This window comes from Porphyromonas sp. KLE 1280 (genome assembly GCF_000700805.1).
GTDB lineage: Bacteria > Bacteroidota > Bacteroidia > Bacteroidales > Porphyromonadaceae > Porphyromonas > Porphyromonas pasteri.
The window spans coordinates 102,232-116,683 of record NZ_KL362967.1 but is presented as its reverse complement, the minus strand read 5'-3'; the positions used below and the strand labels follow the sequence as shown (position 1 = coordinate 116,683).

Here is a 14,452-nt window from a genome sequence, read left to right as displayed (position 1 = left end):
AGTCCGTCTTTCGACGGGTTATCCCCCTCTGTGAGGCAAGTTGCATACGCGTTACGCACCCGTGCGCCGGTCGCCATCAGTCTTAGCAAGCTAAGACCATGCTGCCCCTCGACTTGCATGTGTTAAGCCTATCGCTAGCGTTCATCCTGAGCCAGGATCAAACTCTTCATTGTCAATATTTTATTGTACTTTGTTCTGTTTGTCTTGCTCTAAAAATGATTCTTGCTTCAGATTTATTAGTGTATCTCTACCTAAGTAAAGGTCGTAATTGACGGTTAGGTCTTCATTTCCCTAAACGTTTGTTACTACACTTCTGTTTGTCAATATCAATTATCTCAAAGATCTCTTAAAGTCAAACCACCCACGTCACCGCAAGGCCGTTCGTTTCTTTTGCGAGTGCAAAGGTAAAGCAAAGTTTTCACTCCACCAAATCTTGAGTGAAACTTTTTCGTTATCACTCTCAATCTAAACCCTGTCATTCACTGCTCGTCCGCCTGACTTGCGACTGCAAAGATACAGCAATTTCCGCCGAATTTCCAAATCTAAGCGCAAGATTCTGCGCACTTTCTCTGGACGAGAGCCCTCTTCGCGCGCGTACATTATATATAGTAATAGGAAGGAAAAACCGATACAATTAGCATAAGCTTTGCAGATGAGGGGAGTAGACTTCTCACGTGAGAGGTAATATAAACCTATATAGGTCACTGGGCTGACCTATATAGAGACTGCAGCCGAGAGTCCTGCCCCTACTTATTGTGCTAAGGTATCGTGCACCCAGCTCCCCGATATGCCTCTACGAAGTAATACGCAAGCCCTTCGCCTTATCGCGAGTATTCCTCTTATCCAGCGGAGGAAAAAGTGCCATGCTCGTGAAGAAAAAGCGCCTTCACGTAGTGGTTTTCCTGCATCTATGTACGTAGTCTTAAAGACCAGGTACGTAAATCCAAATATCCACGTACGTAGATATTAGAGCCACGTACGTAGTCCAAACTTATCTGCCGCTCGTCCATAACTTTTATCCATACGCGGAGCAACAGTTTCATATTGGTCATCGCAGCGACCTATATAGGTTCGTACCACCCCACCATAGAGCTTAGATGAGGTCGCTTATATATCAAGCTAAACTTCAGTACGATATACTCACGCTCATCATAGGACACCATAAGGGCAGCATATCGGAGTGGGAATTGCAGTACCTTTGCTGGTAGAAGAATTGGTATAAGATTGCGTTGAAATAAGAACAGCAACTATGGCTACAATCAAATGTATAGGGGTACTGACCTCTGGCGGCGATGCACCCGGCATGAACGCCGCCATCCGCTCGGTCACCCGCACAGCTATCTACCACGGCATCCGCGTCAAGGGGATCTACCGCGGCTACAAGGGACTGATCACCGGTGAGATCGAAGACTTCGAGACACAGCACGTGAGCAACATCATCCAGCGTGGGGGTACGATCCTCAAGACGGCACGCTGCCCCGAGTTCCGCACGCCCGAAGGTCGCGCTCAGGCCTATGAGACGATGCGTGCCCACGGGATCGATGCCCTCGTCGTCATCGGTGGTGACGGGTCGCTCTCTGGCGCACGTGAGTTCGCCGAAGAATTCGACATTCCCATCGTTGGGCTCCCTGGCACGATCGACAACGACCTCTACGGCACCGACCTCACGATCGGCTACGACACGGCGCTGAACACCATCGTCTCCGCCGTGGACAAGATCCGCGACACCGCCTCCTCACATGAGCGCCTCTTCTTCGTAGAAGTGATGGGGCGCGAAGCTGGCTTCCTTGCCCTCAACGGCGCTATCGCTTCGGGAGCAGAAGCTGCGATCATCCCCGAGTTTGCCTTCGAGAAAGACCAGCTCGCCGAGACGATTGAGAACGGCTTCCGCAAGACGAAGAATAGCAGCATCGTGCTCGTCTCCGAGAGCGAGAGCACGGGCGGAGCGATGAAGGTCGCCGAGCGCGTGGAGAAGGAATACCCACAGTTCGATGTGCGTGTCGTGATCCTCGGCCACATCCAGCGCGGGGGCTCTCCCAGCGCGCAGGACCGCATCATCGCCAGCCGTATGGGTGTCGCCGCCATCGAAGCCCTCCTCGAGGGGCAGCGCAACGTGATGATCGGGATCGTCAATGATGCCCTCGTGTACGTGCCCTTCTCAAAAGCAATCAAGAAGAACAAGCCCATCGACATGGACCTCGTCGAGTCCCTGCGCATCCTCTCGATCTAAGGAAAGGACTCCCCTACCCTCACACACTTCGCCAAAGCAGCGAGAGAAACAAAAGCACGAGCGGTCGCAAAGCAATAGATGCTTTGCGACCGCTCGTGCTTTATGCGTAATGGGAGAGTGCGGGACTTACAGCTCGCGACGCAGACGTGCTACAGGGAGACGGAGCTGCTCACGATACTTCGCCACGGTGCGCCGGGCTATGGGATAGCCACGGGCAGCAAGGAGCTGGGTGAGCTGCTCATCGGAGAGCGGCTGACGCTTGTCCTCGCCTGCGATCAGCTCAGCAAGGGCTTCGCGGACCTCACGGGTAGAGACGCTCTCGCCCTCATCATTGAGGATGCCTTCGCCGAAGAAGAACTTCAGCATATAGACTCCGTAGTCGGTCTGTACGGACTTGCTATTGCTCACACGAGAGATCGTGCTGATATCGAGGCCTGTAGCCTCGGCGATATCCTTGAGGATCATCGGACGTAGAGCCGACACCTCTCCCGTGAGGAAGAAGGCACGCTGGTGCTCGACGATGGCGGTCATCGTCTTACGTAGGGTCTCCTCGCGCTGATGAATGGCATCGATGAACCAGCGGGCCTGCTCGACCTTGTGGCGCAGGAAGGTCATCGCCTCACGGCTCTGACGCGAGCCATCGCGCTGATCCTTGTGCTGCTCCAGCAGGGCAAGGTAGGTGGGACTTAGGCGCAAGGGTGGCAGATCTCGCTCACCGACGAGCGAAATCAAGAGCTCGCCATCACGCTCGGTGACGATGAAGTCGGGGGTGATGTGCATGAAGCGCCCTTCGCTGTCATCGCCGTAGCCACCAGCTGGCTTGGGGCTGAGATGCGAGATGAAGGCGTAGAGCTCGGAGAGACGCTCCTCGCTCACACCGAGTGCTGCACATAGGCGGTCAAAACGCTTATTGACAAAGTCCTCGTAGTGATGCTCGATCATACGCTGCGCCTCACGATGTAGGGGGGTAGCTGGCAGGCGCTCGATCTGCAAGAGGAGTGACTCTCTGAGGTCGCGTGCACCGATACCAGCGGGATCCAGCGTCTTCACCAGACGGATGAGTTCGGCGATCTCTTCGGGCGTGACGGAGAGGCCTGCCTTGAAGAGCAGATCATCCTCGATCTCCTCGACAGAGCGTGTCAGATAGCCGTCGTCGTCAATGTTCCCGATGATGTAGCGTGCGATCTCGCGGCGTGTCCCCTCCAGCGGAGTGACGAGCGAGAGCTGCTCCATCAGATACTCATCAAGCGAAGGGGCACCAGCCGCGAAGGGGATCTCTTCGCGGACCGACTGGCGCTCCTGCAGCTCACGGAGCTTATAGTCGGGGATATCATCCTCGGTAGCGTATTCGCCGAGCTCCCAGTCTTGGTCGTCGCTATCGGAGGAAGTCGCCTCGTCGTCGGAGCCTTCTTGCTGGGGCGCCTCGTCGTTCTCCTCGAGTGCAGGGTTCTCCTCCAGCTCACGCTCGATACGCGCCTCCAGCTCCAGTCCCGTGAGCTCCAGCATCTTGATGGCTTGGATCTGTGCGGGCGTGAGCGAAAGCGATTGGTCGAGCTTCTGCTGCTGAGTGAGCTTATTCATCGGAGGTAGGGAGCGAAGAGGATGAGGGAAAAGGCAGGTAGAGATACGGGCTACAGATCTTCGTGGTCGTAAGTCCAGACGATCTCCTCACCGTTGATGCGGAAGACCTCCTTACGTGCCAGAGCGAAGAAGTAGTCACTCAGGCGATTGACGAAGCGCAGGACATTCACATCCAACGGCGTCTCGCTATTGAGGCGGTAGATGATGCGCTCGGCACGACGGCAGACGGTACGGCAGACGTGCGCAGCAGCCGTGATCGCTCCACCAGAGGGGAGGATGAAGGCCTTGATAGGTGGTACCATATCGTCAAGGCGATCGATCTCACGCTCGACACGTGCCACGGCGCTCTCAGTGACGGAGGTCACGGTGTGCACATCGTCCTGCGTGGTGTCGGTAGCGAGGTAGCCACCGACGGAGAAGAGCTTGTGCTGTAGCCAGAAGAGGAACTTCTTATCCTCCTCCTCGAGCTCGTGTGCCAGCAGCACGCCGACGAACGAATTCAGCTCATCGATCGTGCCGTAGCTCTCCAGACGGATGTCGTACTTGGGCACACGCTGCCCACCGACCAGGGAGGTGCGGCCTTTGTCGCCGCCCTTTGTATATAGCTTATACTTCTCGGTATCCATAGTGATAGGGGTAAGGCGGGGGTGATGTACCCGCTCTGTAGAGATAACAGCGCTAAGGCTCTAAAAGATACATCGGCGAAGCAGTCGTGCGCTTCAGTGCCGTGAGCGAGAGGTCCTTACCCACGCGAATGCCCTCGGCGAAGAGGCGCTGCTCGACGGTCTTCCAGCAGAGATCGGGGTGGTTGTTGTCCTTACTCAGGTGACACAGCCAGACGTTCTTCATACCCGTGTGATAGACTCGGGCGAGGAGTTCAGCCGCCTCATCATTGGAGAGGTGCCCCTGCGGCGAGGCGACACGCCCCTTGAGGAACTCAGGATAGCTCCCACTGCGTAGCATCTCGGGGTCGTAGTTTGCCTCGAGTACCACGTGGTCTGCACGGCCGATATAGTCGGCGATATCGTCAGTGACGTGGCCGACGTCGGTAGCGAGCGTGAAGCGGAAGTCACCCTTCGTGATGTGGTAGCCCACGTTCTCCGCGCTGTCATGCGGCACGGGGAAGGGCTCGATAGTGAAGCCTGCTACGGTGAAGGGCTCGTAGATCTTGATCTCACGGCGCGAGGGGCCGATAGGGTCCTGCACGAAGCGGCTATTGGCTATGCTGTCGTGCACCAGCCGCGTGGCGTAGACGGGCAGGTGATAGACGCCCCCGATGACCCCGACGGTACGGATATGGTCGGCGTGGTCATGCGTGACGATGACCCCGTGGATGGCACCGCCGTCGAGCGGTATGCCTTCAGCCTTGAGGGTCTTAGTGATAGTACGGATAGGGATCCCCGCATCGATGAGGAAGCCCCCCGCCTCGTCTCCTATGTAGTAGCAATTCCCACTGCTCCCACTGGAGAGGCACATAAATCTTATCATTCGTGGATCTGGGTGTAGATACGTGTCGCCTCTATCGGCGATAGATGGAGATCTCGCGGGAGAAGCCCTCCATCTCCTGATCGAGGCTCATCTCTCCGCGCAGAGGGATGGCCATCAAGCGGCTGACCTCCTCGCTGCTGAAGCCCTGACCGAGGAGATACATCAGCTTCGTCAGTGCGGCCTCAGTCGTGGCATCACGCCCGCTGACCAGCCCGATCTTCTCGAGGAGGACGCCCGTCTCGTAGCGCGTCATATCGACGTAGCCCGTGACGCACTGTGTGACATTCACGATGACGACACCGCGCGCCACAGCGGCACGGAGCGCATCGAGGAACCAAGGCATCATCGGCGCATTGCCACTGCCGAAGGTCTCCATCACCACCCCGCGCAGCGAAGGCACGGAGAGGACGGCTTCGACGACCTCACGTGTGATACCAGGGAAGAGCTTCAAGACCGCCACATGAGGATCGAAGTGCGGGCGCACCGAAAGCGTACGCCCTACATGAGCGTTTGCGATGACGGCGTCGTGGTAGCGGATCTCGATACCGGCATAAGCCAGATGGGGATAGTTATACGACTCGAAGGCGCTGAACTGATCGGCGCTGATCTTGCTCGTGCGGTTGCCACGCATCAGATAGTTCTCGAAGAAGAGCGATACCTCAGGCACACGTGGGCGGCCTGCTTCATCACGAGCTGCAGCGATCTCAATAGCCGTGATGAGGTTCTCCTTCCCGTCCGTACGGAGCTTCCCCACGGGGAGCTGCGAGCCGGTGAAGACGATAGGCTTAGCGAGCCCCTCGAAGACGAAGCTCAGCGCCGAGGCGGTATAAGCCATCGTATCGGTGCCGTGGAGGATGACGAAGCCGTCGTACTTATCGTAGTTCTCCTCGATGACACGAGCCAGCTGTACCCAGTGCTCGGTAGTGATCGCCGAGGAGTCCAGCGGAGGCTGAAACTCCACGCTGGAGATATCGCAGCCCAAGAGACGCAGCTCTGGGACGTTGTCCTGCAGGTAATTAAAGTCAAGGGGTTCGAGAGCACCCGTCTCAGGGTTCTCAAGCATCCCGATCGTCCCTCCGGTGTAGACCAAGAGGATAGATGCGCGTGGTGCAACCATGTTGTAGTGTAGTTGTAAGCACATTAGCAGGGCGAAGCAAGGCCTTTGTAGCCCCCCATCGCCCCCATGTTTATTCTCTACAGACAAAGATAACAATAATATACCGCCATCCGGCTTCTTAGCGGGGCTCTTCTTAGGGCTCGTAGGGGAGCGGAATATAGGATGGCGAAGAAAGCTATATGGCTTTGTGAAGTGACCTCTATTAGGTTGTTGCTCCGTGTAGGGATAAAAGTTGTGGACGAGTGGCTGATAAGCTTGATCTACGTACGTGGCTCTAATATCTACGTACGTGGATATTTGGATTGACGTGCCTGGTCTTTAAATCTACGTGCATAGACAGAGGAAAACCACTATGTGAAGGCGCTTTTTTATTCACGAGAAGGACACTTTTCCCCTCCGCTAAATAAGAGGAATACGCGCGATGAGGCGAAGGGCTTACTTGGACACTTCGGAGAGGCATATCGGCGAGCTGGGCGTGCTATACCACTCTAAAAGGAGGGCAGGACTCTCGGGAACAGGCTCCGATGACGAGCGAATAGGGATAGACCGGATACAACTTCCCCCGCTATACACCCGACACACGGGGTATAGCGGGGGAGGAGAAAGAAGTGAAGTGGTGCGCTTCTATCCCTTAGAAGCGGTAGGTCGCAGAGAGGCTCAAGTGACGTGGCGAGCCAGGGAAGGAGCGCAGACGGTCGTAGCCCGAGACGTAGTAGCGCTTATCCAGCAGGTTATTCGCATTCAGCTGGAGCTGTACATCGCGCACCTTATAGTAGAGAGCCGCATCGAGGAGGACATAGCCAGGGTAGGTGACTACATTGGCACGGCGGCCGACCTGCCCAAGACGCTCACTCACGCCATGGACACCGAAGCCGATACCGAGCCCTTCGATAGGGCCTTGAGGGATGACGAACTTCGTCCAGACGTTTGCCGAATGACGGGGCGTACCAGGGCGCTGCAGGTTGAGGTCCTTCGTCCCCTCGGCAGCCTTAGTGATCTCAGCGACATTGTAGCTATAGCTGGCCATCACGCTCCAGTAGGGCAGGATCTTCCCAGTGACATCAAGCTCTACGCCTCGCGAGAGTTCTTCGCCGATGGGCACCATACGGTTGGGTTCACCCGTGATCCCCGCATTGTAGAGCGTATTGCGCTGGCGGAGGCTGAAGAGGCTGAGCGTCGCCGTGAGGCGGCTATTGAGGTAGTCACCCTTCGCTCCGATCTCCCACAGCTCACTCTGGACGGGATCAAAGGGACCACCCGAAGTGGGATCACTCTGTACAGAGACGGCCTGCGGCTCGAAGCCTCGTATCCATGTAGCGTAGACATTGGTAGAGGGTGTGATACCATAGACCAAGCCTACACGTGGAGTGAAGGCATGCTGGTGCGTGCGGGTCTTCACTCCCTTAGCATCCTGCACGACGTCGGTGAACCACTCTATGCGAGCACCGAGGAGGAGCTGCAGGCGCTGCCATGAGAGCTGCTCTTGCAAGTAAATCCCATTGGTATACTGATCTGAGGGGCGTACGGCCTTCGACTCGTAGATGTACTTCGTGACGTCTTGATACTGATTGCCGACGGTAGAGTTGAGGTCGAAGGCAGGGACGTTCGTACGTGGGTTGCCGTCCTTATCCAGGAGGTACTTAGCGATATCAGCCTTCTTGAAGGTCTTGGCCGTGCCACCGTTAGCTAAGAGGTAGCCGCCTGCCTCGATGTAGGACGAGCCTGGAGCCAGCTGCGTATTGAAGTGGTCATAGCCGAAGAGGAGCTTGTGCTGGACGGCTCCCGTAGCGACATTCCACGTCAAGTAGTTATTGAAGGCGTGATTGCGGAAGTTGCGGAAGCGCTTGGTCACACGCATCAGGACGAGGGCGGGGTCATCCGTGCCGTCCGCCTTCTTGACGAAGGCATTGTCCTGCGAGTGCTCCATCATATCCTCGCTGTAGGAGGAGTAGAGGTAGGTACTATTGAAGAGGAGCCCCTCGGCGATCTGATGCGAGAGAGCGAAGGTCAGGTTCAGCGTCTGCTCACGCAGATAGTCATTGGCTGCCGACTGCGTAGAAGAGAGCGGACGGGAGAAGAGATCCCCATCGCCGAAGATCGCGACGCCACGGTCGAGCTTCCCCGCACTGCTGGTGTACACCAGGTCTACATTGAGGCGAGTACGATCTGAGGGCAGGTAGGTGATCGAGGGGGCTACGATCTGCGTCGTGAGCTTCTGCAGATCACGGAAGGTATCCGAATTCTCATAGCCGAGGTTCAGGCGGTAGAGGAGCGTCTTGCGCTCATTCAGAGGTCCCGTAAAGTCGGCATAGGCACGACTCGTATTGAAGCTCCCAGCCGTCAGCGATACCGAGCGACGGGCTATATTGAGGGGCTTCTTCGTCACACGATTGATGACACCACCTGGGGCAGCATTCCCGAAGAGTGCGGAAGCAGGGCCCTTGATGACCTCGACGCGCTCAATATTCGCCAGCGATGACTGACGCCAGAGGCTCGTCTGAGCACGCATGCCGTTGAGGAGATTACCTGAGTTGCGGTTCCCCGTAGCACGGAAGCCACGGATCGAGAAGTCGTTGTAGAAGGAGTACTGGTTGATACCGCTGATGTTCTTCACCACATCATTGACGGTGATGGCACCTTGGTCTAAGACCAGCTCTTTCGTGACGTAGCCGATGGACTGAGGGACGTCACGCAGGAGTGTCGCCGTCTTGGTCCCAGCGAAGGACAGAGCATTACGATACGACTGCTCACGGCGCCCGATGACGTCGACGGTAGGCAGTGCTTGCTCGCGCTCATCGAGGATGAAGTGCAGGTCTGTGCCTGCTCCCTCTCCGAGGAAGAGGAGACGGCGCTGCGTGATATAGCCCATCGCCTGGATGATGACGGGCTGGCGTCCTGCGGGAAGGCCGTCGAGAGTAAAGCGCCCCTCACGGTCCGTATGCGCAGTGAGGCGAAGCTGAGGATCGCCGACGGCGAGGACTGCCCCCTCGATAGGAGCACCATGAGAGTCGGTGACACGACCACGGAGCTGTGCTGCAGTAGGCGTCACAGCCTTAGCAGAGAGGGTATCTGGGGTAGCTACGGGCAATAGCGTCTCGCCTCGGGCCGCAGTGCTCCATACGAGCAGCCCCAGGAGTATACATTTCTTCATTGACGGATATACAATTGGTGAAATTAGGGAACGAATGTAAATGCCGTGCAAAGGTATAGCGCACACGAGGTGAGCACAATACCTAATAGTATGTATTTTCCAGAGGCTTCTCAGGCATGATCTCCCCTCGGCTGGGGGCTATCAAAGCGCCGCCGCCCGACCGTCTCCGTAAGGGAGAGGGTCGGGCGGCGGACTATTGGGGGATAGAGCGGAGGCGGAGCTTACTGCTTGCCTTCGGTCTCTACTGCGGGAGCGATCTTCTTGACCAGCCCCTGAAGGACAGCACCAGGGCCTACCTCGACGAAGCGCGTAGCACCGTCAGCGACCATAGCCTGTACGCTCTCCGTCCAGCGTACGGGAGCCGTCAGCTGAGCGATGAGGTTCTTCTTGATGCCGTGCGTGCAGTTGACAGCGTGGGCAGGTACATTCTGATAGATGGGGCAGCGGGGGGTATGGAACTCCGTAGCCTCGATAGCTTCGGCGAGTGCGACACGTGCTGGCTCCATCAGAGGTGAGTGGAAGGCACCACCGACGTTGAGGCGCAGAGCACGCTTAGCACCAGCTTCCTTGAGGGCTTCGCAAGCGCGGTCGATAGCATCGACGTCACCAGAGATGACGAGCTGACCAGGGCAGTTGAAGTTGGCAGCGATGACTACCCCACCCTCGATGGTCTTGAGGATCTCGACGACCTTCTCATCGGGCAGACCGAGGATAGCAGCCATCGTACCAGGGTTAGCTTCGCAAGCCTCCTGCATAGCCAGAGCACGCTTGGAGACGAGACGAAGACCGTCTTCGAAGCTCAGTGCACCAGCAGCGACGAGTGCGGAGAACTCACCGAGAGAGTGACCAGCGACCATATCGGGCTGGAATTCGTCCCCGAGGCAGAGTGCTCGGATGACGGAGTGCAGGAAGACCGCGGGCTGCGTGACCTTCGTCTGCTTGAGCTCTTCGTCCGTACCAGCGAACATGATGTCCGTGATGCGGAATCCGAGGATATCGTTGGCCTTCTCGAAGAGCTCCTTGGCTAAGGGATGATTCTCATAAAGCTCCTTCCCCATACCCACGAACTGGGCGCCTTGGCCAGGGAATACATAAGCTGTCTTACTCATTTACTAAATTCTTCTTGTGATGATATACTTAGGGTCTTGGTATGCGAATTAAATCAGCTCCAGCGCCTTGACGAGGACCTTCCAAGTGCGCTCAACAGAGGCGATGTGCACCTTCTCGTCGGGAGAGTGGGGCGAGCGAAGGTCAGGACCGATGGAGATCATATCCATATCAGGCATGACGCCCTGGATGATACCACACTCCAGCCCTGCGTGGACGACGGTGATCTCGGGGGACTTACCCGTGACCTCTTCGTAAGCGCGGCGCATCGTCTTGAGGACGGCGGAGTCAGCGTTAGGCGCCCAGCCGTTGTAAGCACCTGCGAACTCGACCTCTGCACCCGCCAGATTCATCGCGCTCTCGATCTGAGAAGCGACGTACTCCTTGCGGCTCTCCGAGGAGCTACGCAGCATGAAGGTAGCGGTGAAGGTACCGTCGCCGACGAAGATCTTCGCCATATTCGTAGAGGACTCTACGATGCCAGGGAAGTCGGTGAGCATGCTCTGCACGCCATTGATGCACGCATCCAGGGCACCGATGACGCCGTCCTGGATCTCTTCGGGGATGACCGTCTTGGGCAGATCCGTGCGCTCGAGGCTGAGGCTGATGCCGTCCTCGATATTCTTATACTCCGTCTGCAGGGTGTCGAGGAAGTCCGAAGCGAACTCCCACAGGCCGTCAGCCTCTGCTTCGGGGATGGTCACGAGCGCGAAGGCTTCGCGAGGGATCGCATTGCGAGCTGAGCCCCCTTCGAGGTGCACGAGGCGAGCACCGTAGCTGGCGATAGCCTCCTTGAGGAAGCGCACGAGCTGCTTATTAGCGTTGGCACGGCCGAGGATGATATCCATACCCGAGTGACCACCGCGCAGACCCGTCAGGCTGATGCGCACAGCGATATCCCCTTCGGGCGTAGGCTCCTGATCCTTGTACTCGAGTTTGACGTTGACGTCGAGGCCACCTGCACAGCCAGCGAAGAGAAGACCTTCATCCTCGCTGTCGAGGTTGATGAGGATATCTCCCTTAGAGAAGCCAGGCTGTAGGCCGTTGGCACCGACCATACCGACCTCTTCGTCTACGGTGAAGAGCGCTTCGAGAGGGCCGTGCTTGAGGGTGTCATCCGAGAGGACGGCCATCATATAGGCTGCGCCGATACCATTGTCTGCGCCGAGCGTCGTATCACGTGCCGTCACCCACTCGCCATCGATGTAGGCATCGATAGGATCCTTGATGAAATCATGCTCGATGTGGCTATTCTTCTGGGGCACCATATCGATGTGGGCCTGCAGGGTCACCACGGGGCGTCCTTCGAGGCCAGGAGTAGCAGGCTTGCGGATGAGTATATTGCCCGTAGCGTCACGCTGAGCCTCGAGGTTCAGACGCTTTGCCAGAGCAAGGAGGTACTCTTGGACCGCCTCAGTGTGGAACGTCGGGCGGGGGATCTGTGTGAGATCATAGAAGTAGCTCCACACGCAAGCGGGAGACAGGGTCTTGATTTCAGCAGCCATAGTCGATTCGTTCTTAATATGAATAATGGATAGTTATGCTCAGCGCACGCTCGTAGCGGGTGCGGTGCGTCTGCGCGTGTAGTGTCTATTGATGATGGGAAGAGTGATGATCGCGATGAGGCCCACGAGCGTGATCCACAGCGTCTGCGCCGTGTGCACGATGAGGGCGAAGTCCTTGGCTGGCTGGGTAGCCATACCAAAGGTAGTGAAGGTGATGATGACCGCAGCATGCCACGCCCCCATACCCGCCTGGACGGGCACGATAACCGACATACTACTCATGGCGAAGGCGATGCTTGCCACGGAGAGGGGAAGGTCGCGCGTGGCCTCGAAGGCAAAGAGCGCGAAGTAGAAGTAGCAGAAGTACCCGATCCAGATGAGGAGCGTCAAGAGGAGAAAGCGCCCGCGGTGTGGCATATAGCGGATGCTCATCATCCCGTCCCAGATATGCAGGAAGAACTGTGCGATACGGCTCCCGCGGCGGTAGCGCAGGAGCCAGATGAAGCCTCCGAGAGCGAGCAGCCCGACCGCTACCAGCACCACCGACCACGGGGAGTAGATGAAGGCGCACAGCGAGGCCTCCAGCTCGGGGTGGGAGGCGAAGTAACCGATGAAGAAGTCTGTCGAGCTGAGGATAATCCCGAGGAGGATCAGCGCCAGCATCGTCACGTCCGTCAGGCGATCGACGATGAGCGTACCGAAGAGCCCAGCGAAGGGGATGTCCTCACGGCGCTCCATCTCGACGCAGCGCCACACCTCGCCCGAGCGAGGTATCCCCATGTTCACCGTATAGGAGCCGAGCACCGTACAGACGGCATTGATGCGCCGTGGAGGTGCTTCGCCAGCGGTGAGCGGGCGCACAAGGAGCTCCCAGCGCAAGCCTCGGCAGAGGTTGCTCATAAGTCCAAAGAGGAGGCTGAAAAGGAGGATGGGATAGTTGACCCCCGTGCGGAGGGTCTCCTGCAGCTCGTGCCAGTCGGTATCACGATAGAGGCCATAGAAGCCCAACCCACCGAGGAGCAGTGGGACTACAATCCAGAGAATGGACTTAAGGGTAGGATGGATCTTCATTCGACACACACCCACTCGAGAGGCGGGCAAAGCTCGAGGCTCGGCACCACGCAAGGGAGTGTACTCTAATAGCTCTTGATAAATTGTACTACTTTAGTATAGCAAATGTAATAAGTTTTTAGTTATCTCCCATGCAGCAAGTTAAAGCCAAGAAGGCATTAGGCCAACATTTTCTCACCGATCTCTCTATCGCCGAGCGCATCGCCGACAGCATCTCCAGCCACCGCGATCTGCCTGTACTTGAGATCGGTCCTGGCATGGGAGTGCTAACCCAATTCCTCCTGGAGAAGGGCTACGACACGCACGTCATCGAGATCGACACCGAGTCAGTAGCCTACCTCAAGGCGCATTTCCCCGCGCTCGAGGGGCGTATCATCGAGGGTGACTTCCTCAAGATCCCCATCGAAGACTACTTCCCTGGTGACGCTCCCTTCGCCCTCATCGGCAACTACCCCTACAACATCTCCTCACAGATCTTCTTCCGTATGCTCGACTACCGCGAGCGCATCCCCTGCTGCGCCGGTATGCTCCAGCGTGAGGTCGCCCAGCGTCTGGCATCCCCTCCAGGCAACAAGGACTACGGCATCCTGAGCGTCCTCCTGCAGGCGTGGTATGATGTGGAGTACCTCTTCACCGTCGACGAGCACGTCTTCAACCCGCCCCCCAAGGTCAAGAGCGGTGTCATCCGCCTAATCCGCAATGAGCGCACCGACCTCGGTTGCTCCGAAGCCCTCTTCAAGCAGGTCATCAAGACGGGCTTCAACCAGCGTCGTAAGACCCTGCGCAACTCACTCAAGGCGCTCTTCGGAGCCGACTACACGGGCTACACGGCGGAGATCTTCTCCAAGCGCCCCGAGCAGCTCAGTGTCGAGGACTTCGTCACACTGACGCACCTCCTCGAGGAGCATCAGGCGAAGGCCGCTGCTAAGGCATAGCATTTACACGACACGATAAAGCGGGCTCAGATGACTATCATCTGAGCCCGCTTTCGTATCTCTATTCGTCATGCTTGGGAGCCGCATTCTCCATCCTTATAGTGAAGGGTGGCACGAACCTATATTGGTCGATGGGCGAACCACTACTGGTCAGCGAGCGGACCAGTAGTGGTCACGATGCGAAGCAGTACTGGTTGATATTAGTTACCAGTACTGGTCACTTCGTCGACCAGTACTGGTTCACCCAATGACCTCCCGAAGGGGACA

General features: G+C 57.2%; 10 protein-coding genes and 1 rRNA gene. 2 read left to right on the top strand and 9 right to left on the bottom strand.

The features are described from left to right. Positions 1 to 173, bottom strand: a 16S ribosomal RNA gene (locus HMPREF1121_RS08565); the annotation flags it as partial. Between the two features lie 1,076 nt (positions 174 to 1,249). On the opposite strand from HMPREF1121_RS08565, the gene pfkA reads away from it, so the two are divergent. Further along, positions 1,250 to 2,230, top strand: a complete 981-nt coding sequence (gene pfkA, locus HMPREF1121_RS08560; protein WP_044115835.1) for a 6-phosphofructokinase — start codon at positions 1,250 to 1,252, stop codon at positions 2,228 to 2,230. Between the two features lie 126 nt (positions 2,231 to 2,356). Here pfkA and rpoN read toward each other — a convergent pair whose 3' ends face one another. The 8 genes from rpoN to HMPREF1121_RS08520 form a co-directional block, all read right to left on the bottom strand. Continuing rightward, positions 2,357 to 3,811: an RNA polymerase factor sigma-54 gene (gene rpoN, locus HMPREF1121_RS08555; protein WP_044115834.1), complete on the bottom strand. Its 1,455-nt coding sequence runs from the start codon at positions 3,809 to 3,811 to the stop codon at positions 2,357 to 2,359. Between the two features lie 50 nt (positions 3,812 to 3,861). Continuing rightward, complete coding sequence (locus HMPREF1121_RS08550; protein WP_044115833.1) at positions 3,862 to 4,437, bottom strand: cob(I)yrinic acid a,c-diamide adenosyltransferase; 576 nt, start codon at positions 4,435 to 4,437, stop codon at positions 3,862 to 3,864. A gap of 52 nt (positions 4,438 to 4,489) precedes the next feature. Further along, entirely contained in the window at positions 4,490 to 5,299 is an 810-nt protein-coding gene (locus HMPREF1121_RS08545; protein WP_044115832.1) for an MBL fold metallo-hydrolase, read from the bottom strand. Positions 5,300 to 5,330: 31 nt separating this feature from the next. After that, a complete protein-coding gene (locus tag HMPREF1121_RS08540) occupies positions 5,331 to 6,416 on the bottom strand; it encodes an asparaginase (RefSeq protein WP_044115831.1) in 1,086 nt (361 codons plus the stop codon). 631 nt (positions 6,417 to 7,047) lie between these two features. Continuing rightward, complete coding sequence (locus HMPREF1121_RS08535; protein WP_084152050.1) at positions 7,048 to 9,567, bottom strand: TonB-dependent receptor; 2,520 nt, start codon at positions 9,565 to 9,567, stop codon at positions 7,048 to 7,050. Between the two features lie 221 nt (positions 9,568 to 9,788). Then, positions 9,789 to 10,676 (bottom strand): ACP S-malonyltransferase, encoded by an 888-nt coding sequence (gene fabD / locus HMPREF1121_RS08530; protein ID WP_044115830.1) that lies wholly within the window; start codon positions 10,674 to 10,676, stop codon positions 9,789 to 9,791. A 48-nt stretch (positions 10,677 to 10,724) separates the two neighbouring features. Continuing rightward, positions 10,725 to 12,179: an aminoacyl-histidine dipeptidase gene (locus tag HMPREF1121_RS08525; RefSeq protein WP_044115829.1), complete on the bottom strand. Its 1,455-nt coding sequence runs from the start codon at positions 12,177 to 12,179 to the stop codon at positions 10,725 to 10,727. A gap of 39 nt (positions 12,180 to 12,218) precedes the next feature. Further along, positions 12,219 to 13,250 (bottom strand): lysylphosphatidylglycerol synthase transmembrane domain-containing protein, encoded by a 1,032-nt coding sequence (locus tag HMPREF1121_RS08520; RefSeq protein ID WP_044115828.1) that lies wholly within the window; start codon positions 13,248 to 13,250, stop codon positions 12,219 to 12,221. A 131-nt stretch (positions 13,251 to 13,381) separates the two neighbouring features. Between HMPREF1121_RS08520 and rsmA the strand changes: the two genes are divergently transcribed. Continuing rightward, positions 13,382 to 14,185, top strand: coding sequence for a 16S rRNA (adenine(1518)-N(6)/adenine(1519)-N(6))-dimethyltransferase RsmA (gene rsmA, locus HMPREF1121_RS08515; RefSeq protein WP_044115827.1), 804 nt, complete (start codon positions 13,382 to 13,384; stop codon positions 14,183 to 14,185). The last annotated feature ends 267 nt before the right edge of the window (positions 14,186 to 14,452 follow it).

Bases quoted from the DNA above. Each gene is read 5' to 3' on its own strand.
- HMPREF1121_RS08545 (WP_044115832.1), bottom strand. From the start codon at position 5,299: ATGATAAGATTTATGTGCCTCTCCAGTGGGAGCAGTGGGAATTGCTAC.
- fabD (WP_044115830.1), bottom strand. From the start codon at position 10,676: ATGAGTAAGACAGCTTATGTATTCCCTGGCCAAGGCGCCCAGTTCGTG.
- HMPREF1121_RS08525 (WP_044115829.1), bottom strand. From the start codon at position 12,179: ATGGCTGCTGAAATCAAGACCCTGTCTCCCGCTTGCGTGTGGAGCTAC.
- pfkA (WP_044115835.1), top strand. From the start codon at position 1,250: ATGGCTACAATCAAATGTATAGGGGTACTGACCTCTGGCGGCGATGCA.
- HMPREF1121_RS08540 (WP_044115831.1), bottom strand. From the start codon at position 6,416: ATGGTTGCACCACGCGCATCTATCCTCTTGGTCTACACCGGAGGGACG.
- rsmA (WP_044115827.1), top strand. From the start codon at position 13,382: ATGCAGCAAGTTAAAGCCAAGAAGGCATTAGGCCAACATTTTCTCACC.
- HMPREF1121_RS08550 (WP_044115833.1), bottom strand. From the start codon at position 4,437: ATGGATACCGAGAAGTATAAGCTATATACAAAGGGCGGCGACAAAGGC.
- rpoN (WP_044115834.1), bottom strand. From the start codon at position 3,811: ATGAATAAGCTCACTCAGCAGCAGAAGCTCGACCAATCGCTTTCGCTC.
- HMPREF1121_RS08520 (WP_044115828.1), bottom strand. From the start codon at position 13,250: ATGAAGATCCATCCTACCCTTAAGTCCATTCTCTGGATTGTAGTCCCA.
- HMPREF1121_RS08535 (WP_084152050.1), bottom strand. From the start codon at position 9,567: ATGAAGAAATGTATACTCCTGGGGCTGCTCGTATGGAGCACTGCGGCC.